The organism is Nostoc sp. ATCC 53789 (assembly GCF_009873495.1).
Classification (GTDB): Bacteria; Cyanobacteriota; Cyanobacteriia; order Cyanobacteriales; family Nostocaceae; genus Nostoc; species Nostoc muscorum_A.
On sequence record NZ_CP046703.1, the window covers coordinates 795024 to 815201 of the forward strand.

Here is a 20178-nt window from a genome sequence, read left to right on the forward strand (position 1 = left end):
TACGGTTCAAGTTCGGAATCTCTCTTAACATCATGGTGATCCATTTGATCGGATGTTAATTGCACAGGCTATCAATCACTCCTTAATTATTATTAGCAGGGATAAAAAATTTGATGTTTATTCTGTTCAGAGGATGTGGGAATAGTCATACCAAAAGAGAACACCCATTTTTCGCTATCCTAGATTAAGTCAATCATTAAGAGATCGCGCCGATGGTTGCTTTACCCGACAACATTTTGATGAGTGCAGAAGAATATCTGGTTTGGGAACCCACCCAAGAAGAACGTTACGAGTATTGGGATGGCGAAGTTGTGATGATGAGTGGTGCTACACGCAACCATAATCGGATTTCTCTGAATTTCTCGAAGCTTCTAGATGATGCCCTAGCCAATCGCACCTGTGAAGTATACATTGTAGATGTAAAGGTGCAAGTAGAACCGGGGCAAAAGTATTTTTATCCAGATGTGGTGGTGACTTGCGATGAGCGAGATACCGATCCACAATTAGTACAATTTCCCTGCTTAATTATCGAAGTGCTATCACCTTCAACAGAAGCAGCCGATAGAGGGAAAAAGTTTGCTAAATATCGCCAATCTCCAACCTTGCAAGAATATGTCTTAGTACAAGTAGCTCAACCGGGTGTAGAAGTGTTTCGACGTAACGAACAGGGAAAATGGGTGCTGTCGGAGTATAATTTGGGCGATATATTGCGGCTGGAATCTGTAGATGTAGAAATTGCGATAATCGATTTGTACAGACAAGTGCAGTTTGAAAGCGAAGCCACTGAAAATTGAGATCAACACCGCAACCAGCCAGCTAAATGCCTGCTATGAACAGGTTTGAAAGCGAAGCCACTGAAAATTGAGATCAACACTTTACTATATCCATCCTCGCAGTATTTTATGTACCTGCGCCAAATACCACATATAATCATCAATCTTGTAATTATCAGCAGCTTTAACTATATATTCCTGAGCTAAACCAATATTATTCTCAACTTCATAATATAATCCCAAGTAAAGATGACTATAAAAATTTCCCTTTATCCCTTCTGATTGACCAACAGTTAAAACATCATCTGGTGTACAATCTCCTGCATACAAATCATATACGCGCTGCATGATACGTCGAGGGTCATTTTTCACAGTTAGTAAAGATTTACGTGCCTCTTCAACACCTAATGAATGAGCTATGCAGAGATATCGCCATACTGTTTCTTCTACATCTTGAGCATTAACTGTCAAATCTATTTCAAATTGTTCAGCGCCCTCAGCAAATCTTTCTGCATAATAATACGATAATCCTCGTTGCCAGAGGTAAGGTTTGATACAGTTATCCAATTGCTCCGCCATATCAAAATCTTGAATAGATTCATCAATCTTGGCTAGTTGAAAGTTAACCATACCCCGACGAATGTAAGCGTTAGGATTTTCTGGCTGATTACGAATGATTTCGTTCCAGTGCTGGAGTTGATTTTCCACTGGAGTTTGGACTAAAAAGCTAGAGAAAAGCAGTCAGCAGTAACACTGACTGCCGTAAAGTCAATGAAAGTAATCGATAAATCATTGACGTGATGATCCTGACACAACTAGAAAAATTCCGCCAAGGTATCTACGATTGTTTGGGAAAGGCCAAAGATGCAGTATTTGAATTGATGGATGCAGTATTAACAAGTCCGAGTATCCCATCGTTTGTAAGCTTGTCACAAAGCCCAGTATTTCGACGGCAATGGTCGAGCATTTATGCAGCACTACATGATAGTCGTCCACCAAAAAGAAAACTGATGAAGCTACTGGTACAGGAGGTAGTGACGGATGAACAGCCATTTCTAGCAGGAGATCATAGCTTTTGGGCAAGACCAGAAGCGAAGACACTAAAAGAAAGAACTTTTCATGGGGACTCCAGGGGAAGCATAGGCATCGGACAAAGTTACAGTACGTTAGCGTGGATACCAGAAGCGGATGGGAGTTGGGCATTGCCGTTAAAGCACGAACGGATCACCAGCTTTGAAACGCCAACAAGTAAAGCCGCATTCCAACTTAAACAAATAACCCGTGAGTTAGGCAAAAGACCGCTTGCTGCTTATGACCGAGGCTACGGCAACGCCAAATTTGTCCAAGCCACGGAGAAGATTGACGCAGACCTGTTGCTGCGTTTAGCTTCTAACCGATGCGTATGGGGTACACCCGGTACTTACAAAGGACGAGGCGCACCGTGTAAACATGGTCATAAGTTTAAGTTCAATGACTCGGAAACTTGGGCAGAGGTAACTGAAACTCTAGAAGTTGAAGACCCGCAAGTTGGTCGAGTAAAAGTCATGCGCTGGAGTGGGTTTCATTTTCTTCAATCTCCAAACCGGGCAATGGAAATCATTCGCGTCGAGGTGATCCAACCAGTTGGACGCAATCGTAAGTTCCAACCCTTATGGCTAGCTTGGTTGGGTCAGACAATGCCTCCATTAGAGGATCTCTGGCAAAAATACCTCCGCCGCTTTGCTCTAGAACATTGGTATCGATTTGCCAAGCAGAGGTTATATTGGACACAGCCTCAGCTTGGCTCTACTCAGGCAGCAGAGCGATGGAGTGACCTGATGCCATTGTTAACTTGGCAATTATGGCTAGCTAGACTTGCCTGTATTGATTCCCCCTTGCCTTGGCAATCGACTCAGGATAAACTGTCTCCAGGACGCGTAGCACAAGCCTTTCCTCTAATTTTAGCCACTATTGGCACTCCTGCTCAACCCCCGAAAACTCGCGGTAAATCACCTGGGCGTGCCCAAGGGCATCAGCCACCTTCGCGTAAGCGTTATCCCACTGTCAAAAAACACGCATCTAAAAAACCTAAAACCGAAGAATCACTTAAGAACGCTGATCTAACTGCTGCTTAGTTTCTGCTTCTTTTTCAACGATTCAACTTAACTCAGCCTCTAAAAGAAGTTGGGTAACTTTTTCTTGCTTTCTATTCATTGCTGCTAAATGCCAATTAGTCCAAACTCAAGTTTCCAGAGAATTTGAAAAAAACATGGGTTTGATCAGCTATTGAATTGGAATCAGATGCGGTAAATGGTTTAGGGATTGCGATCGCCTACATTACTATAAAAAGCGATCGCATTGGGCACTTACAAGATAAACTCTTAAACTGATACCTTGAAAATAAAAAAACCGCAAAATTACAAATGAGTGATGCCTACGGCGGGCTAAGTCTACGCTGGACACTGAGAGGAAAGAAAGCACTGATTACAGGTGCTACCAAAGGCATTGGACTAGCTGTTGCCAATGAGTTCTTATCTCTAGGTGCAGAAGTCATAATTGTGGCACGGAATTCTCAAGATGTTGACCAACAACTAATTATCTGGCGAGAATTAGGATTACCTGCTTATGGAATTACGGCAGATGTTGCAACTGCTGAGGGGCGACAAGCCATTTTTGAGCAGGTTGGCAAAACCTGGGATAAATTAGACATCCTGGTTAATAATGTGGGAACCAATATCAGCAAAAAAGTAGTAGACTACACGGCTGCTGAATATCAGTTCATCATCCAGACAAACCAGATATCAATTTTTGAGATGTGCCGTCTGTTTTACCCTCTGCTGCAAAATGGGGAAAATAGCAGCATTGTAAATATAAGTTCTGTGGCGGGTTTAGTCTCAAACCGTACAGGCGCTCCTTATGGTATGACTAAAGCGGCTATAAATCAACTGACGCGATCGCTATCAGTTGAATGGGCTGGCGATCAAATTAGGGTAAATACCGTAGCACCTTGGGCTATTCGCACTCCTCTAACCGAGTCTGTACTCGATAACCAAGATTTTCTCAAATTAGTTCTGTCCCAAACACCTATGGGAAGAGTTGGTCAACCAGAAGAAGTAGCGGGTTTAGTAGCATTTCTTTGTATGCCTGCGGCATCTTTCATCACTGGACAATGTATCACTGTCGATGGTGGTTTTTTGGCTTTCGGTTTTTAAGTCTCAAAGCCAGATCCATCCACGAGGTAGAAGAAACTACTTACAAAATTCCGTATTGTAGAATTGCTGTCTTAAACTCAGGAAAAACGCCCGTGGTTCCAATTAGCGATAATAATCCCACAAAAATCACGCCTTATGTAACTTATGGGTTGATTGCTGCCAACGTCCTCGCTTTTCTTTATGAAGCAAGTCTTCCCCCACAAGCATTAAATGGATTTTTACACCTTGCGGCTGTAGTTCCACGAGAACTCAGCCTCAGCTTTGGTGGTATCTCTGTACATCAACCAGTACCAGAATGGGCAACTTTGATTACCTCGCAATTCTTACATGGTGGTTTCTTGCACTTAGCAGGTAATATGCTGTTCCTCTGGATTTTTGGTAACAACGTTGAAGATAAATTAGGTCATGCCAAATATTTACTATTTTATTTATCTTGCGGTGTTTTGGCAGCATTAACACAGTGGTTCTTCGCTCAAGATTCTAGCATTCCATCTTTGGGTGCGAGTGGTGCGATCGCAGGCATTCTAGGAGCATACATTCTCCGCTTTCCCAATGCTGAAGTTCTCGGCATAGTGCCTTTAGGAATTTTCTTCCCAACTTTCCGTGTCCCGGCATATTTCTTTTTGGGATTCTGGTTTCTCGAACAAGCTTTCTATGGGCTTGCTAGCCTCGAAACACGTACTAATATCGGTATGGAAAGCGGCGGTATTGCCTACTGGGCCCATGCAGGTGGGTTTATCTTTGGGGCAATTCTCGGCCCTCTGTTGGGTTTGTTTAACGATAAATCACAGGAAGAATCTTGGTATAAATGATTTTTTATTGGAACTATCAATAAGACTGATTGATTTAATAGGTGAAATTGCCTAAGCTTCGCAACTACTAGCCTTACAAGCTATATTGCAATTAGCCAATAATTTAGGAAAAACACCTGTGTTTCCCCTCTACGACGAAAATCCGACGCGAATCACCCCGTATTTCACCTACGGGTTAATTGGCATGAATATTGTAGTTTTTCTCCACGAGGTAAGCCTGTCAAATGCACAATTGAGTCAGTTTTTAAGTCAGTATGCGGTAGTACCTCAAGAGTTAACCACTAATTTGAGTGGAGAGTGGATAACATTATTTACGTCACAATTTTTACACGGTGGTTGGTGGCACTTAATCTCAAATATGTTGTTTCTCTGGGTTTTTGGAAACAATATTGAAGATCGATTAGGTCATGCCAAATATCTAATTTTTTATTTGGCGTGTGGTGCTTTAGCTGCCTTATGCCAATGGTTTATTGGTATGAATTCTGAGATTCCTTCCTTGGGGGCAAGTGGTGCAATTTCTGGGGTTTTGGGTGCGTACATCATCCGCTTTCCCCACGCTAAAGTCATGACCTTAGTTTTTTTGGGGATTTTCATCACCACAATCAGAATTCCAGCACTAGTGATAATTGGACTTTTCTTTGTGCAGAATGTTATATCTGGTCTTGCTACCTTACAAACAGCTGCTCAGATGACTGTACAAACCGGTGGAGTTGCTTATTGGGCGCATATCGGGGGTTTTGTTTTTGGGGTAATTCTTGCTCCCCTGTTTGGGTTGTTTAGGCAGGACTAAATACAGCATTTTCTGTCTAAATTCATAGCGAAAAAATTGCTAGCTATCAAACCTCTGCGTTAACCTTTGCTTACTTACCCAGTGAGAATGCGTTCGCGTAGCGTCTCGTAGAGAAGCGCCCATACAACATTGAAATTTACCTATTGGGATATCAGTTTTTGCTAGCAGCTGCTGAAACTTCTTCTGATTCTTCTACCTCAGATGTAAATGTTGATGATTGTGCAACTTCTTCAGGTACAGAAACAATGATATCAGCACCATTAATAATTGCTCCTAACAACCCCAGTTCAGCTTCTACCAATTGATCAACAGCTTCACCTAACATATTCTCTTGTGTGTAGTGTGGCCGTGTCACTAATACGATCCCATCACTGTAAGGTTGGATTAACAGAGGATCATTCGATATGCTGAGTGGGCTAGTATCTAAAATAACTAAATCAAAGCGTTCGCGGACATCCTCAATTAGCCGCCGCATTTCGCTAGATTCCAGAATAGCAGCAGATTGGCGCACAGGGCCAGGGCTTGGAAGAATGTATAAATTTTCTACATCAGGAACTAAACGGATACATTCACTTAAGTTAGCGTAATAACGTAGGGGTTCAATCGAGGCATCGGGATCAGGAATTACTTTCAGAGATGTAGAACGGGAAGGCGATCGCAAATCTGTTTCGATAATCAAGGTTCTTTTACCAGCACGGGCAGAAGCTATACCCAAGTTATAAGCACTTGCTGTCTTACCCTCTAAGCTACTGGTGCTAGTAATCAACACCACTTTTAAGTTTTTACCACCTATCCGGCGCAGATTACTGCGGAATTTCTCATAAAATTCTAAATAAGGAGAATCAGCAGAAATGACCACCGGTACTGCCTCTTTATCCAAATCATCAACTGGCATTAAAGGCAATTCTCCCAACACTGCCACTTCCCGTTGCTTGAGGCTCTCGCGAATATCCTCTCTGGTTTTGAAAGTCCCTTCCAGCGCTCCCAACAAGAATATTACCCCACCACCAATCACCACACCTAAGAAACCGCCTACAGCAAGGGTAATAGGTACACTCTTCGGGGGTTTGATGTCGGCAGCAGCTGTGGGTCGTCTGGCAATGCTGAGGCTGCTAGTAGTTTCTGCCTCTGCGGTTTTAGCATCGGTTAGCTTTACCTGCATTTGGTCGTAGATGGATTTTTTGAGGGCAACCTCCTGTTCTAAACGCGATCGCTCTAATTGCTTATTGGGTATCAGAGAATACTCTTGCCGTAGTCGCGCTTCTTGTTGGATCTCTTGAACTAATTGTTGTTGCAGCGTCTCCCGTTGGGTTTGCAAAGACACCATTTGGTTTGCCAATTGCTGGCGGGCTGGATCTAAGCTGCTTTGGGTGCGAATACCTGCAACGCTACCCTGAAGCGGAGCCGCCGTCCCATCACCACCTAATACCTCAGATGCACGTTGTTGCAGCAATTCTTCAGCCGCTTGTTTCTGACGCATTAGCTGAATCATCGTTGGGTGTTCCGGTCGCAAATCCTTTCTGAGTACGGCAATTTGCGACTCACTTTGATAAATTTGCGCTCGTAAGTTCCCAATAATTGGATCGGCACTCAAAGCAGAAGAAACATAAGCCTGTCCGACTGTTAAGCCTAACTTATTTTGTAAACTGCGAATTTGACCATCAACCCCAGAAATAGTTAATTGCATCTGCCGTTGGAGATTTTGGCTAGCAGTAACAGCGCTTAACAAGCTGCCATTCTCGGCTGCTAATATTGCTGTTCGTTCGATGCGATCGTACTGTTCCAGCTTCTTTTCAGCAACTTGCAATTCTCGTTTAGCTTGTGGTACGCGATCGTTAATCTTTTCAATAATTGCTTGTAATCGGCCAGTATTGATATCACTACTCAACTTGATCATTGCTTGCATCAATTCCGCCAAGACCTGTATACCTCGTTTGGGATCAGTATCTACATATTTCAATTCCAAAATACTAGATTCCAATTCTCCAGTTCTGGGGTTTTTTTTAGGAACAGAAAGGACGACACTGTTACCCAGCTTTGTCGGTTTGACACCAACTTTTTCTGCCACTGCTGCAATTATTTGATTGGAGAGTAAAACTTCCTGATTCAGTTCTTTTCCTTGCTGTTGGATTTCTGTACCAGTTGCAGAGAAAGAAACTGGTGGGCCACTATAGGTAAGTGCGGCAGATGCTATATAGCTAGTAGGTGGCTCTGGTTGCATAGCTACCAAAGTCGACCCTACTATAACTAGACCAAAACTAGCTAGTCCAATCCACTTGTACTTATCAAAAGCAATAAGATAGCGCTTAACAATTGGTGGGGTCATGGTCGCTTCGCTCCAATTCAAAATTCAAAATTTAAAATTTAGGAAGCACCAAACTAAAGATAGTGGTTTTGATAAAAGAACGCTATCAACTTCATACTATATATTGGTTGATATGTTTAATATTTTTACATTCACGAATTCAAAGACCAGTTGGAGATGTGGCTTCCTACACTCCCAACTATTTCCAGATTGTATCCTTCTTTTAGAGTTACTAATTTGACCCGCCACCGAAGTTGTCAAAAAATCGGAGAAAGGATTGAACGTTGAAGAAAGGTTGGGTAATGGTAGTTAGAAAATTAGTAATTCTACCTATGAGGTTACGACCAACAACAATAACATCATTATCTTGAAGCGCCACATTTTGAGACGCATCGCCTCCTAGAGCTTTTTTAGCATCAAGTTTCTGGGTAACAGCTTTACCTTGTTCAGGATCAAAGCGAACGAGAGCGATATCTCGGAGATTAGCAGTATCAAGATTTACTCCTCCCAAAGCATCTACAAACGTACTGCCATTAGGCAGTGCTTGAATAGATAGACCTCCCGCAGCGTAGTTTAAAACCCGGACTCTAATCTGTGGTGTGGCTAAGGATGAACGTGCTACCAAATTGCGGTCATAACCGTCATCATTACCAACTTCACGACGGGGGATGAGTATCGCATCTCCATCTTGTAAGCGTAAATTAGGGATTGAACCGCCATTTTGCAGTGCTGCATATAAGTCAATAGTTTGTGAAATCACAGAACCATCAATTAACTTGCGGCGTACTTGTATTTGTCGCAGGTCTGCATTCAACGTTGAACCCCCAGATATTAGCAAGGCATCAGCAACGCGGGGTGTTGCTGAATTAATCGGATAAATTCCTGGTCTGAATATTTCTCCACTAACGGTAACTTGAACTGGTCGCGCCCCTGCCAAAGATACTACTATGATTGGATCTGGGAAAAAGCGACTTAAACCCAAGCGAATTTTTTCTTGAGCTTCTTCTAAAGTTAAACCTTGTAATGACACCGTTCCCACTTGCGGTACTACGATGGTGCCTTCGGGACTAATTACAGCTTGAAAACTTAAGTCTTGACGCTGCGCGGCTAAGGCTAAAACTATTACTGGATCGACAACATAACGATTTAAACCCAAGCGAATTTTTTCTTGAGCTTCTTCTAAAGTTAAACCTTGTAAAGAAACTGTTCCCAGTAGTGGCACTACAATGTTACCTTCTGGGTTGATTGAAGCTTGAAAACTCAAATCTGGAAAGCGTTGAACCGAAACGCTAATTCCATCACCTATGCCTAAGCGGTATGGGCCAGGAGGACGCTGAAGTACAACGCCAATTATATCTCCTGGCCCTAAGAGGTAGCGGCTGAGTTGGCTGGAAGTTTCGTCATTTGCACCTGTGGGTATAACCTCAGTCTCAGTACCTGGCACAGGCGAGGGGGGTTGCCTTGGTGATTGTCCTTGAGATGGAAAAGGCTGGGCAACGACAAGTTGGATAGGTGTTATTAAAAAAACTCCTACTTGAAGACTAACAAAACAAAGGGCGCTGAATGCACGCATATAAGAAGTGGGATCTATGAACATCGGTGCAGAAAAAATGATATGAGAATTATTCGCGCCGAGTCGTTATTTTACTCTATAAATGTCCCCAATGTCTCTGGAGTCTGCAAGTATTTACCAAGAAAAAGAGAAGAACTTTACTAAATTTAAATACTAACTTCATATTATTAACATCTTTTGGCTAAGTTTTAGGCTGAATGCAATTTATAAAGATAAGTAGGTTGGCGCAATTAAAGCTAACTAGCAAGGGCTGTCATTTGTCCTTTGTCATTGGTCATTAGTAAGGACTTTAAGACTATTTACGTTTCATAACATAATTTGGTTTATTTCTACCAACTTACTTCTGATGAATCTCTGCACAAGGGCATTCATCAGATACTTTACAAAGGGCCTGCCATCAATGTACTTTGCACGGTTTCCCCCATAGACTTGGCTAAAGACCAAGATTGTTCTACCTGCCCTAAAGGTTCCATCGGGATTAGAATGCTCACGCTTACCCAGGGAATACGTTGCTTGCGCCACTGGGCCACTTGATCTGCCAAGAACCAATGGAAAGGTGATGGATTTCCGCCGTCTGGCATGGCGTACCATTGCAAGACAGCGAAGGTTTGCTGTGGTGTGGCAGCACGAAAGAACCTAGCTTCTACTTTAGTTTCAACAACATTAGAAGCCAACTTTTCAGACTGTTTCACAGTAAATTCGGCAGAACGAGATTGCGCTATATCCCACTTTCCCCAGCGCGATCTTCCCCAGCCGTTAACATCTGTCCACTCTACCTCTGGTTGATCCATAGGCCCATTTTGCGGTAGCAAAAGCAGGATTGCCTGGGATTGTGAACCTTCTTTTTTCATTACCTGCAAAGACCATTTATGTTCACCAATTTGCTGTTCTGATTGTTCAATAGTTTGCCAACCAGGAAGGGCTAACCCAGTGTTGCGGATCTGTTTTAACTCGTGGAGATTAGTAACAGGTAGCGGCTGTTTCCATTGCCAATGTCCTGTTAGATATCCGGGAATCCCTCCTATTGCTAGCAGTAGTAGCAATAACAAAAGTGCTGCTACCTGATTGAACTGGTTTTCTTTGAAAAACTTGGAGAATGAAATCATCAGTAAAATTTGTGATACTTAGGCAAAATTTTACTTTATAAAATCACACCATGAGTTCAGTAATATTTATGAGTAGATTAAGAGGGAGGGGAGCAGGGAAAAGGGGACAAGAGAGGTGAGAACTTGAAACAAGTCTTTCCCCTTGTCCCCAATTCTCCTTGTCCCCAAGTCCTCTTCCCAATGCCCATAGTTCTAACTTTCTGTTTCTTGCTCAGTTTCTAGAGATGCTGAAAAATAGCTATTAATCCAATTCAGTAGGGGTACTAATGACACCAGCATACAAGCAGAGTATAAGTCACCACCCCAACCTTCATGTAGCCATTTAAAAGCTGCTTCTTGACCTGTGCCGTGAAAGAAAGTCAGTAAAGTGTTACGAATGATATTGGCAGTAGTACTAACGATCGCAGCAAGAGATAAAAACGATATGGTTGTGCGCCGTGAAGATAAAGCATCTGTCCAATAAAGCAGCATCAAGCCAACGTAGAGAGTCGTGAACAACATTTTCAACCCTGCACAATAGGGGGCAACTTCTACAATGCGTCCTCCCACGTAGAGATTGATTTCATTTACTGTTACGTCCATACCAAATTGATTCAATATGAAACCTGCCGTACCAGCAATGAAGCTTTGCAGAGGCAAGGTATAGGGCGCAATGAGATAGGGTGCTGCTGTCGGGGTGGCTAAAAATACCAGTAGCAGGGGGAATCCTTGCGATCGCAAACCTGCTATTCCTTTAAACCACAAACATAATCCTGCCAGGATAACGGGCAAGGAAAGGTTAACCCACTCTGTAACACCACTAAGATAAAACACTGCCCCTAGTAACAATAAAACAGCGCTCAAAGGATGTGTGGTATCTGGTAAACGTTTCCACTTTTTTCGGTTTATCCAGGCCAGATAAGCCGCAAATGGTAAACCAATAATTCCGTGGCTGAAATATTCGTGTTCTGTACTGATATTTTTGTTCAGCCAACCATCCAACCAGTGTAGCAATATAGGCGCATAAAGCAGCAGCAAAACGCCTATAATAGCTAGATTCAATAAGTCTGAGGCGTTTCTTTTTTTAATCTGTTGCTGGAGTGCCATGATTTTTATTGGTCATTGGTCATTTGCAAAGGACAACTGACAAAGAACAAATGTCTAATTGTTGGATGCACATATAAGTATGAATTAAATTTAGGCTACCACGCTGTCAAGGTCGGCATTGGAGTTTTCATCTACCTGAGAAGTTGTTGAAACTGCATGAGCGATCGCAGCTACAACTTCTTTAACTTGGCTACTGCTCAAACCAGGATACATCGGTAATGATAATATTTGCTGTGACAGTTTTTCTGCTTGGGGAAAATCTCCGGGCTGATAGCCTAAATTGCTGAATGCTGGCTGGAGATGACAAGGAATTGGGTAGTGAATGCCGGTTTGAATTCCCACTGCTGTGAGTTTTTCTTGGAGTTGCTGGCGTTCTATTGGGCAAGAATCATCAACTTTAATGACATAAAGATGATAAACGTGTCCTGTATCACTTTGGTTTTCTATAGGAATAATACCAGTAGTTGCCAAGGGTGCTAGTTCAGCATCATACTGCTGGGCAATAGTCAAGCGATCGCGATTCCACTGTGGCAAATATGGTAATTTTTGGTGCAAAATAGCTGCTTGTAAAGTATCCAAGCGGCTATTTGTACCGGGTTCAGTATGAAAATACTTTTGCGATGCACCATAATTTCGCAAACGTCCCATCTTCTGGGCGACATCTGAATCTCGTGTCAGCAGCATTCCCCCATCCCCAAATGCTCCCAAATTTTTGCTGGGATAGAAACTAAAAGCTGCTGCTATGCCTACTGAACCAGCGTGATATCCGTCTCTTTGGGCAAGGTGTGCTTGGGCGGCATCTTCAAAAATTAGTAGTTTGTAGGTATCAGCAAATTTGATGAGTTCACGTGGTGATACCATTTGTCCATAGAGATGTACAGGAATAATTGCTTTAGTCTGAGGCGTAACTGCCTTTGCTGCGGCCTCTAAATCAATTAAAGCTGTTTGGCGATCGCAATCTACCAGAATTGGCTTCGCGCCAGCGCGGATAACCCCAATCAAGGTTGCGATAAAAGTGTTGGCTGGTAAAATTACCTCATCGCCAGCACCAATATTACAAGCTTGCAATCCGAGAGCGATCGCATCTGTTCCTGATGCAACACCAACACCATAAGCTGCCCCCGATACTGCCGCAAATGCTGCTTCAAAATCTGAGAGTGCTTGCCCTAAAATAAAATCTCCCTGTTCCAATACAGATTGGATTGCATATTGCAATTGCATTTGAATTGGTTCATGTTGCAACTTCAGGTCTACAAAAGGAACTCTAACAGCCATTTTATTCATTAGTAGTTGTCCTTAAAAAATATTTCCTCAGATGGAAAAAATAAAAAAGCCTAAACAATTTTCAGCATGAAATTGTAATAGGTTCAATCTATTCGATCGAGACTTACATAAACTATCTAGGATTGTCTGCCACGAGTGTTAGCTGTTATAAGTAATAATTGCTATAAAAATTACCCAAATATAATTTTGTAAGTTAATTTACTTAGGGTTTGCCAGTAAGAATTTTTCCTTCTGTACATAAAGAATGACAGCTCCTTTGTATTGTATCCTTAGGGTTAGCTTACCCTGGCTGAATCCAAATCTAACGCAATCTGACTGTAAAATCCCAAGCAATAAAGACTACACCAGTACTAAATAAAGAATATCTAGCACCAGTAATTAGTAACTTGTGCATACCGCATCGCCGAGTTAATGGAAGGGAGAAAAAAATTTTGCCCTAAATTTGTTTGTCAGAGGCAAAATTAGGGAATGCTTAAAAATAGCAATTGATAACCTAGAAATAGGACTTGGATCAATTACACGATAGAGAAATTATTAAGGTAGCAGTGGCAATGATAGAGCCTGAAAACAAATTATTTGCCCTAAAGGATGGTTGGGATTCTCATGAATCAAGAGAACAGCAACGCCTAAAAGCTTTGTCGGATTTAGGTTTGCGGCAACCAGAAACGATTCCGGTTTTTGAAGAAGCCACACAGACTGCTGCCCACTTTTTGGAAGCACCAATTTCCATATTGGGATTTGTGGATCAAGAACGTCACTGGTTCAAGTCAGCAGTGGGCTTATCTAGGCTGGGGCTAATGAATCAGTTGGCACAAAGCCGCCAACTGTCACGCCGGGAATCGTTCTGCACTCAGGTTGTAGAGAGCCTTCAAATATTTGTAATTAATGATACACATAAACTTACAGACCCAGTACTTGTTAGCAGCAAGCTGGTGCAGGATTATGGTATTCGTGCTTACTTAGGAGCGCCACTCATTGATGCTGAGGGAAATTGTTTGGGTGCGTTGGCAGTGATGGATTTAGTGCCGCGCAATTTTACAACCCGAGACATTGAGTTTTTACAAATCATAGCTCGTTGGAGCATGAGTGAATTTGAGCGGAACCGACTTTTGCAAGGCAAACTCGAATCAACCACTCTCAAGACCGCTTCTATATTTTCGCTTAATGATGAACGTAACACTGAAATTAAAATCACCACACCCACTCAAGATAGCGGCTCTGTTTCTACCAAGCAACTGAAACTGGAACTTTTGGGTCAGTTAACTCAGGAGTTACGCACGCCTTTAACATCTGTACTTGGTATGGCTAGTGTTTTAGGACGTGAAATTTATGGGCCTTTGACGACTAAGCAAAGAGAATATTTAGAAATTATCCAACATAGTGGTCGGTATTTACTTTCCCTAGTAAACGAAATTACCGAACTAGGAGCTATGGATGACAACTCAACTGTACTGAATTTAGCTCCTGTGGATATTGAAATGCTATGTCAACAAGCTATCAATACCCTTGAAGAAGTGGCTAATCGCCGCGAGCAAGACATTCGCCTCTCTATAGAACCGGGACGTAATCGCATTTGGCCTTTAGATAAAGACAAGGTGCGACAAATGTTATATCACCTGGTTTTCAGTGTGATTCAACTTTCGGCTACAGGTAGCATTGTTCGCATCCATGTTTCTTACAAGGAAGATACGCTCAACATTACTATTTGGGTTTCTCATCCCTGGTTAGGGGACGGCATTACTGAGGTTGACCCCTACTTCCGTCTCAATTCTTTGTCTCTGCTAGAGTTAACTGGTGAAGTCGCAACTTACAATACTCATATAGAAGGACAACAGCAACTAGAGACTTCATCAGTAGCAGTGGACAATTCCAAAAGCCTGAGTGATTCCCACTCCAATTTTCTTGCTGCGAGTTCCGGTCTAAATTTAGCTAAATTACATGGAAGCCTTTCTCGTGAAAGCTTGGGTCTATTGCTAAGTTGTCAACTAGCAGAGTTGCACGCTGGACAAATTTTGATTCAAGGTTCACCAGAATCAGGATATCGTTATGTGCTTTCTTTGCCACTGCAACTGGCAACTCCCTCGCAAGCAATTAGTGATGTCTGATCACAGCCAGTAGAGAACCGATTACAGGTGATAGGGAATAGGGAAAGACAAATTCATACTTTGTTATGTAGTAAGTACATGAATTAAAAGCGTCATTACTAATTTACAAACTACGTTATTACCTTTTTATAGCCATAGGCATTATGATCAAATCCAAGTTCTGCGTCGGCAGGCTAATTGATCGCAATGTTTTTTATGAATTTAGTCTGGCAACTATTTACTTTATCATCTTTACCGCTCAAAGAATATCTTGCTACCAGTTACGTACACCGTTATCTGGTGGGACTGTTAAGGTCTTGGCGGCAAACCAGCGTCTTGATTCAGTGGGGAGATGCGATCGCAGCTGTATTACTCAGCTCAATATATGCCCTTGCACCTTTTGCTTCGAGTACGTTGGTAGGTTTGTTACTGGTGGCTTGTGTGGGATTTTGGCTGTTGTTGACTTTATCTGATGAAGTCACACCAGCAAATGTCTCGTCAGTCACTCCCATTCACCTACTAGTATTGCTCTACTGGGGAATTGCTGTAATCGCAACAGCATTATCACCAGTCAAAAAAGCGGCACTTAACGACTTGGGAACGTTGACCTTGTATTTGCTACTATTTGCCCTTTGTGCCAGGGTATTAAGGTCGCCTCGCCTCCGGTCTTGGATTCTCACCCTTTATCTGCACGTATCCTTAATTGTCAGTGTCTATGGATTGCGGCAATGGTTTTTTGGAGCCACAGCACTGGCAACTTGGGTTGATCCAGAATCTCCTCTGTCTAAGACTACAAGGGTCTACAGTTATTTAGGAAATCCCAACTTATTGGCTGGATACCTGTTACCAGCAGTAATTTTTAGCTTGGTGGCAATTTTTGCATGGCAAAGCTGGCTCAAAAAAGCTTTAGCATTAACAATGTTAATTGTCAATACTGCCTGCCTGATCCTGACTTTTAGTCGTGGCGGTTGGATTGGACTAGTGGTAGCAGTTTTGGCTGTGGTGGCATTGCTAATTTTTTGGAAGAGTGTGGAAATGCCTCCTTTTTGGCGTACTTGGTCGCTGCCCATTGTCTTAGGAGGTTTAATCGGGATATTACTCTTAGCAGTGATATTTGTAGAGCCAGTTCGCCTGCGGGTGTTCAGCATTTTTGCTGACCGTAAAGATAGCAGTAATAATTTTCGTCGAAATGTGTGGGATGCTGTCTTTGAGATGATTCGCGATCGCCCAATTTTCGGCATTGGGCCGGGTCACAACTCTTTTAATAAAGTTTATCCACTCTACCAACGCCCTCGATACACTGCTTTAAGTGCTTATTCGATTTTGTTTGAAGTGACTGTAGAAACTGGGTTTGTTGGTTTAGCCTGCTTTCTCTGGCTAATAATCGTTACATTTAATACGGCGCTTTTGCAAGTACGACGATTGCGCCGATTGAGAAGTGTAGAGGGATTTTGGTTAATTGGAGCGATCGCTATTTTGTTGGGTATGCTAGCTCACGGCACTGTAGATACTGTCTGGTATCGTCCTGAAGTCAATACCCTCTGGTGGCTCATCGTTGCTTTAATTGCCAGCTACTGGACACCTTTAACTCAAAACCAGACAAATCCATCTAACCCAGAACCAGCAGTAAACTAATACGAGCAAATTGTCAGTTGTTTTTCTACTGAACAACTGACAAATGAATGAATTTTGAATTGTCTAGTCCCTGTAAGTAGTGGCACCTGGGGCATTAGGGTCGCGATAAGCAGTCGGTTCGTGATCACGCTTTTTACCAGCCAAACCAGCTAGACCGAATAAACCAAGTAATCCTAGCCAACCCCAATCAAAATCGTTGCGATCGTAAGTGGTCGTTCTGGGAGCAGTAGTGGCTCCGGGATCAGTTGTTGTCTGAGCTTGTGCGGATAGAGTTAAGGGTAAAATTCCCATACTCAAGGTGAGAATGCCTGCGCCAACAGCTGTAATGAAATTACTTTTCATAAGTTGTGACAATTCCTTATGCCATCCGAAGTTACTCACCACTGTATCGATTCTCAACCTTCATAAAATCAATCTGTGGCTATAAACTAGGGCTTTTTATAAGTCACGCTGTGGACATACAACATGGTTTTCACAGCAATCTGTTTCTCACTCTGGTGTGGTAGTTTGAACCACAATTATCCTTAATAGCTTTTCATTGCGCGTTGAATGTCACGCTGATCTTGCCGTCGTTTCAGGTCTTCTCGCTTATCGTGGAGCTTTTTACCTTTGCCAAGGGCTATACTCACTTTTACCCAGCCCCGTTTGAGATACATTTTCAAAGGGATTAAAGTTAGACCTTGCTGTTCTACTTTGCCAATTAGCTTGCGGAGTTCTTGACGATGCAACAGCAGCTTTCGTGTCCGCCGTGGTTCATGATTAAAATATTGTCCACTGGCGTTGTAGGGCGAGATATGAATATTGATCAACCATGCTTCGCCATTGCGAAGCAAAGCATAGCCATCTTGGAGATTTACTTTACCCGCACGAATTGACTTAACCTCGGTTCCTGTCAACTCAATTCCGGCTTCGTAAGTTTCCAGAATTTCATACAAATAACGGGCTTGACGGTTGTCAGCAATAACTTTGTAACCTTCGTTCTTGTCGCTCATTGATAATTTTGTGCGTTTTAAATGTACCTAAAAAATTATTTGGATTGCCTGGCGAATTATAGGGTATTCATTATAACCGCTAGAAATATTGAACTGTATATCACTAATTTAGCTTTTCTAAGTTCACAATTAAGAGTTTTCTAGTAACTTTTAAGTTACCTGATATTGATTACATCTGAGGTTTATCCAGAACTTGGGAATTTTACCTCAAGTTTCACCAAGCTTGATTTTGTGCAGTTTCACAAAGACTTGTAAGTAAATCGGCGTAAATAATTAAAGTTTTGTAGTATACCTTGTTGGGTATCTTGCTACAAGACGCTAATCCTAGAAAGGGCTGAAGCCTTCTCTACAAACTTATTTCAATTCATGCCTACTTAACTTATATTTTGGTAAATTACTGATAAAATTAATAATAATTTATACTATAATGGAAACCTGCTCTGCCTTATTAATGAGTTGTTACAAATTAAAAAGCTCTCTATGCTTCCTGATCTGAGGGAGTTAAAGGTGAGTTGCACTTCGTTAACCTTCCAAAAGATTTAAGATTTTCTTTATAAATCAACCCTGAAGGCAGTCATTACCTGGTAATCCTGTCATAGTATGAAACATAAGAACACTATTCTTGCCAGTGTTCACCGATGAAGCGCGTAGAAGCAAATTTCTGAGTAAAAAAAATGCTAGGGGTGTATTGTCCATGCCCTTGACGATCCTTGTAGTGGATGATGATTTGGGCACTCGTCTGTCTGTTAGCGACTATCTTGAACTGTCTGGCTACTGTGTGATCACGGCTAATGACGGTCAAGAGGCTTTGTTTATGGTGGATGAGCATAATCCTGATTTGATTGTCACGGATATCATCATGCCACAGATGAATGGCTACGAACTGGTGCGTAGGGTGCGTCAACAACCAATGTTTCGCTTATTACCTGTAATTTTATTAACAGCCCGAACTAAGACCCAGGAAAGAATTCTGGGCTATCAGTCAGGGTGCGATTTATACTTACCCAAACCTTTTGAATTGGAAGAGTTAGCAGCAGCAATCCGCAATCTTTTGGAGCGATCGCAAATTATTCAATCGGAGTATCGCTTTTCTCATAAAGAAAGTTTGGGCATTTCCGGCTCTACAAAAGCGGAGGATGCCCATAATTCTCTGTCTACTAAAATTCAGACATCCCACTTAGACTCATCGCTAACTCATAGAGAACAAGAAGTCTTAGAGTTATTGACTCATGGTTTGTCTAATGCCGATATGGGTCATCAGCTACACCTGAGTCCTCGCACAGTGGAAAAGTACGTTAGTAGTTTATTGAGAAAAACTTCAACCAGCAACCGAGCAGAATTAGTGCGTTTTGCTATGAAGCATGGTTTAGTCGAATAAAAAAGGTGAGGAGTTAAGAATTAAAACTCAGAACTCTTCACTTTTAACTTTTGTGAGCAGACCTTCACAAGCATCAATCAGTAAATCAATAACCTGATTAAATCCGTCTTGACCACCGTAGTAAGGATCTGGAACTTCCTTTAAGGTGTGTCGAGAGCAAAACTCACACATCAAACGCACTTTATGCTGATATTGCTCAGTGCGATCGAGAGTGAGGATATTCTCATAATTTTCTTGATCCATCGCCAAAATTAAATCAAAGTCTTGAAAGTCTGACTTTTGAAACTGGCGTGCTTGACCACGTAGTTTAATTCCCAACTTTGTACCAGCCGCAGCACTCATGCGTCTGTCGGGTGGGCTACCCACGTGATAACTAGATGTACCAGCTGAATCACAGATGATGGCATCGCTCAAGCCTGCCTGCTCAATTAGATGATTCATTATGTTTTCTGCCGATGGCGATCGGCAGATGTTACCTAAGCAGACAAATAGCAACTTGTAAGGCATAGATATTTTTTGTCCTCTGTCAATAGTCATTTGTCCTTTGTCTTTTGACTAATGACCCTTCGGGTGAAGCTCCTGCGTCGCTAACACTTCTCTACGAGACGCTACGCGAACGCTAACACCAGTTGCTCAGGGGGAAACCTCCTTTCTTCCTTTGGGAGAAGACCGCACTGGCTCACCAATGACTAATGACCAATGACTAATGACCAATGACTAAAATCCAGGTAACTCCAACCCACTGGTTAATTCTTCCATACGTTCCCGCATTGTTGCTGTGGACTTGTTGTAGGCTTCTTTCATTGCCACCGTCACGAGATCGGAAAGTACTTCTGCACCTTCTGCAAGAGCATCTGGAGAAATTTCTACTCGCTTGGGTTCTTGGTTCCCACTGACAATCACCTTCACCAGACCACCGCCAGATTCTCCTAGAATCTCCATTTGCTCCAATTCTTCTTGGAGTCGCTTTGCACCTTCTTGAACTTGCTGTGCTTTCTTAAAAGCATCGGCTAGTTCCTTCATTTTTCCTAAGCCAAAGCCAAATCCCTGTCCTTTTCCTGTCATAATTATTTGTACGCTTGTGCGTTGAATAACAAATCAAATTCAATTATAGATGCGGTAAGTAATTTGCCTCTTTTTTTACCAATAATTAATGCATCTGGGAATTG

Annotated in this window: 19 protein-coding genes; 9 read left to right on the forward strand and 10 right to left on the reverse strand. The window is 42.2% G+C overall.

What is annotated here, in order from left to right:
- Window positions 1-52: 52 nt before the first annotated feature.
- Window positions 53-145 (forward strand): hypothetical protein, encoded by a 93-nt coding sequence (locus tag GJB62_RS38160; RefSeq protein WP_348537525.1) that lies wholly within the window; start codon window positions 53-55, stop codon window positions 143-145.
- Between the two features lie 67 nt (window positions 146-212).
- Window positions 213-794, forward strand: coding sequence for a Uma2 family endonuclease (locus GJB62_RS03045; protein WP_114081390.1), 582 nt, complete (start codon window positions 213-215; stop codon window positions 792-794).
- Window positions 795-878: 84 nt separating this feature from the next.
- Here the strand turns inward: GJB62_RS03045 and GJB62_RS03050 are convergent, their stop codons facing one another.
- Window positions 879-1481 (reverse strand): hypothetical protein, encoded by a 603-nt coding sequence (locus GJB62_RS03050; RefSeq protein WP_114081389.1) that lies wholly within the window; start codon window positions 1479-1481, stop codon window positions 879-881.
- A 92-nt stretch (window positions 1482-1573) separates the two neighbouring features.
- On the opposite strand from GJB62_RS03050, the gene GJB62_RS03055 reads away from it, so the two are divergent.
- The 4 genes from GJB62_RS03055 (at window position 1574) to GJB62_RS03070 (ending at window position 5566) form a co-directional block, all read left to right on the forward strand.
- Window positions 1574-2887, forward strand: coding sequence for an NF041680 family putative transposase (locus GJB62_RS03055; RefSeq protein WP_159402443.1), 1314 nt, complete (start codon window positions 1574-1576; stop codon window positions 2885-2887).
- A 288-nt stretch (window positions 2888-3175) separates the two neighbouring features.
- Window positions 3176-3964, forward strand: coding sequence for an SDR family oxidoreductase (locus tag GJB62_RS03060; RefSeq protein WP_114083721.1), 789 nt, complete (start codon window positions 3176-3178; stop codon window positions 3962-3964).
- 92 nt (window positions 3965-4056) lie between these two features.
- The gene (locus GJB62_RS03065) at window positions 4057-4776 is read left to right on the forward strand and encodes a rhomboid family intramembrane serine protease (RefSeq protein ID WP_114083720.1); all 720 of its coding nucleotides are present in this window, start codon (window positions 4057-4059) and stop codon (window positions 4774-4776) included.
- A gap of 118 nt (window positions 4777-4894) precedes the next feature.
- Complete coding sequence (locus GJB62_RS03070) at window positions 4895-5566, forward strand: rhomboid family intramembrane serine protease (RefSeq protein WP_114083733.1); 672 nt, start codon at window positions 4895-4897, stop codon at window positions 5564-5566.
- Window positions 5567-5717: 151 nt separating this feature from the next.
- Here GJB62_RS03070 and GJB62_RS03075 read toward each other — a convergent pair whose 3' ends face one another.
- The 5 genes from GJB62_RS03075 to GJB62_RS03095 all read right to left on the reverse strand — a co-directional run bounded on the left by GJB62_RS03075 (window position 5718) and on the right by GJB62_RS03095 (window position 12920).
- A complete protein-coding gene (locus GJB62_RS03075; RefSeq protein ID WP_114083719.1) occupies window positions 5718-7892 on the reverse strand; it encodes a polysaccharide biosynthesis tyrosine autokinase in 2175 nt (724 codons plus the stop codon).
- 211 nt (window positions 7893-8103) lie between these two features.
- Window positions 8104-9468 (reverse strand): polysaccharide biosynthesis/export family protein, encoded by a 1365-nt coding sequence (locus tag GJB62_RS03080; protein ID WP_181852892.1) that lies wholly within the window; start codon window positions 9466-9468, stop codon window positions 8104-8106.
- A gap of 356 nt (window positions 9469-9824) precedes the next feature.
- Window positions 9825-10550, reverse strand: coding sequence for a cyanoexosortase B system-associated protein (locus tag GJB62_RS03085; protein WP_114083717.1), 726 nt, complete (start codon window positions 10548-10550; stop codon window positions 9825-9827).
- 192 nt (window positions 10551-10742) lie between these two features.
- The gene (crtB, locus tag GJB62_RS03090; protein ID WP_114083716.1) at window positions 10743-11636 is read right to left on the reverse strand and encodes a cyanoexosortase B; all 894 of its coding nucleotides are present in this window, start codon (window positions 11634-11636) and stop codon (window positions 10743-10745) included.
- Window positions 11637-11726: 90 nt separating this feature from the next.
- On the reverse strand, window positions 11727-12920 hold the full coding sequence (locus tag GJB62_RS03095; RefSeq protein WP_181852891.1) for a DegT/DnrJ/EryC1/StrS family aminotransferase: 1194 nt from the start codon (window positions 12918-12920) through the stop codon (window positions 11727-11729).
- A 551-nt stretch (window positions 12921-13471) separates the two neighbouring features.
- Between GJB62_RS03095 and GJB62_RS03100 the strand changes: the two genes are divergently transcribed.
- A complete protein-coding gene (locus tag GJB62_RS03100) occupies window positions 13472-15025 on the forward strand; it encodes a GAF domain-containing sensor histidine kinase (RefSeq protein WP_114083731.1) in 1554 nt (517 codons plus the stop codon).
- Window positions 15026-15220: 195 nt separating this feature from the next.
- Window positions 15221-16639, forward strand: a complete 1419-nt coding sequence (locus GJB62_RS03105) for an IctB family putative bicarbonate transporter (protein WP_114083714.1) — start codon at window positions 15221-15223, stop codon at window positions 16637-16639.
- 63 nt (window positions 16640-16702) lie between these two features.
- On the opposite strand, the gene GJB62_RS03110 is transcribed toward GJB62_RS03105, so the two are convergent.
- Window positions 16703-16981, reverse strand: a complete 279-nt coding sequence (locus GJB62_RS03110; RefSeq protein WP_114083713.1) for a WGxxGxxG family protein — start codon at window positions 16979-16981, stop codon at window positions 16703-16705.
- 182 nt (window positions 16982-17163) lie between these two features.
- Window positions 17164-17631 (reverse strand): SsrA-binding protein SmpB, encoded by a 468-nt coding sequence (smpB, locus tag GJB62_RS03115; protein ID WP_012407256.1) that lies wholly within the window; start codon window positions 17629-17631, stop codon window positions 17164-17166.
- Window positions 17632-18325: 694 nt separating this feature from the next.
- Here smpB and GJB62_RS03120 point away from each other — a divergent pair.
- Entirely contained in the window at window positions 18326-19009 is a 684-nt protein-coding gene (locus GJB62_RS03120; protein WP_114083712.1) for a response regulator transcription factor, read from the forward strand.
- A 27-nt stretch (window positions 19010-19036) separates the two neighbouring features.
- Here GJB62_RS03120 and GJB62_RS03125 read toward each other — a convergent pair whose 3' ends face one another.
- Window positions 19037-19516 carry a low molecular weight protein-tyrosine-phosphatase gene (locus GJB62_RS03125; protein ID WP_114083711.1) on the reverse strand — a complete coding sequence of 160 codons (480 nt, stop codon included), beginning with the start codon at window positions 19514-19516 and terminating at the stop codon, window positions 19037-19039.
- A 210-nt stretch (window positions 19517-19726) separates the two neighbouring features.
- Entirely contained in the window at window positions 19727-20074 is a 348-nt protein-coding gene (locus tag GJB62_RS03130) for a YbaB/EbfC family nucleoid-associated protein (protein ID WP_012407253.1), read from the reverse strand.
- Window positions 20075-20178: the final 104 nt, after the last annotated feature.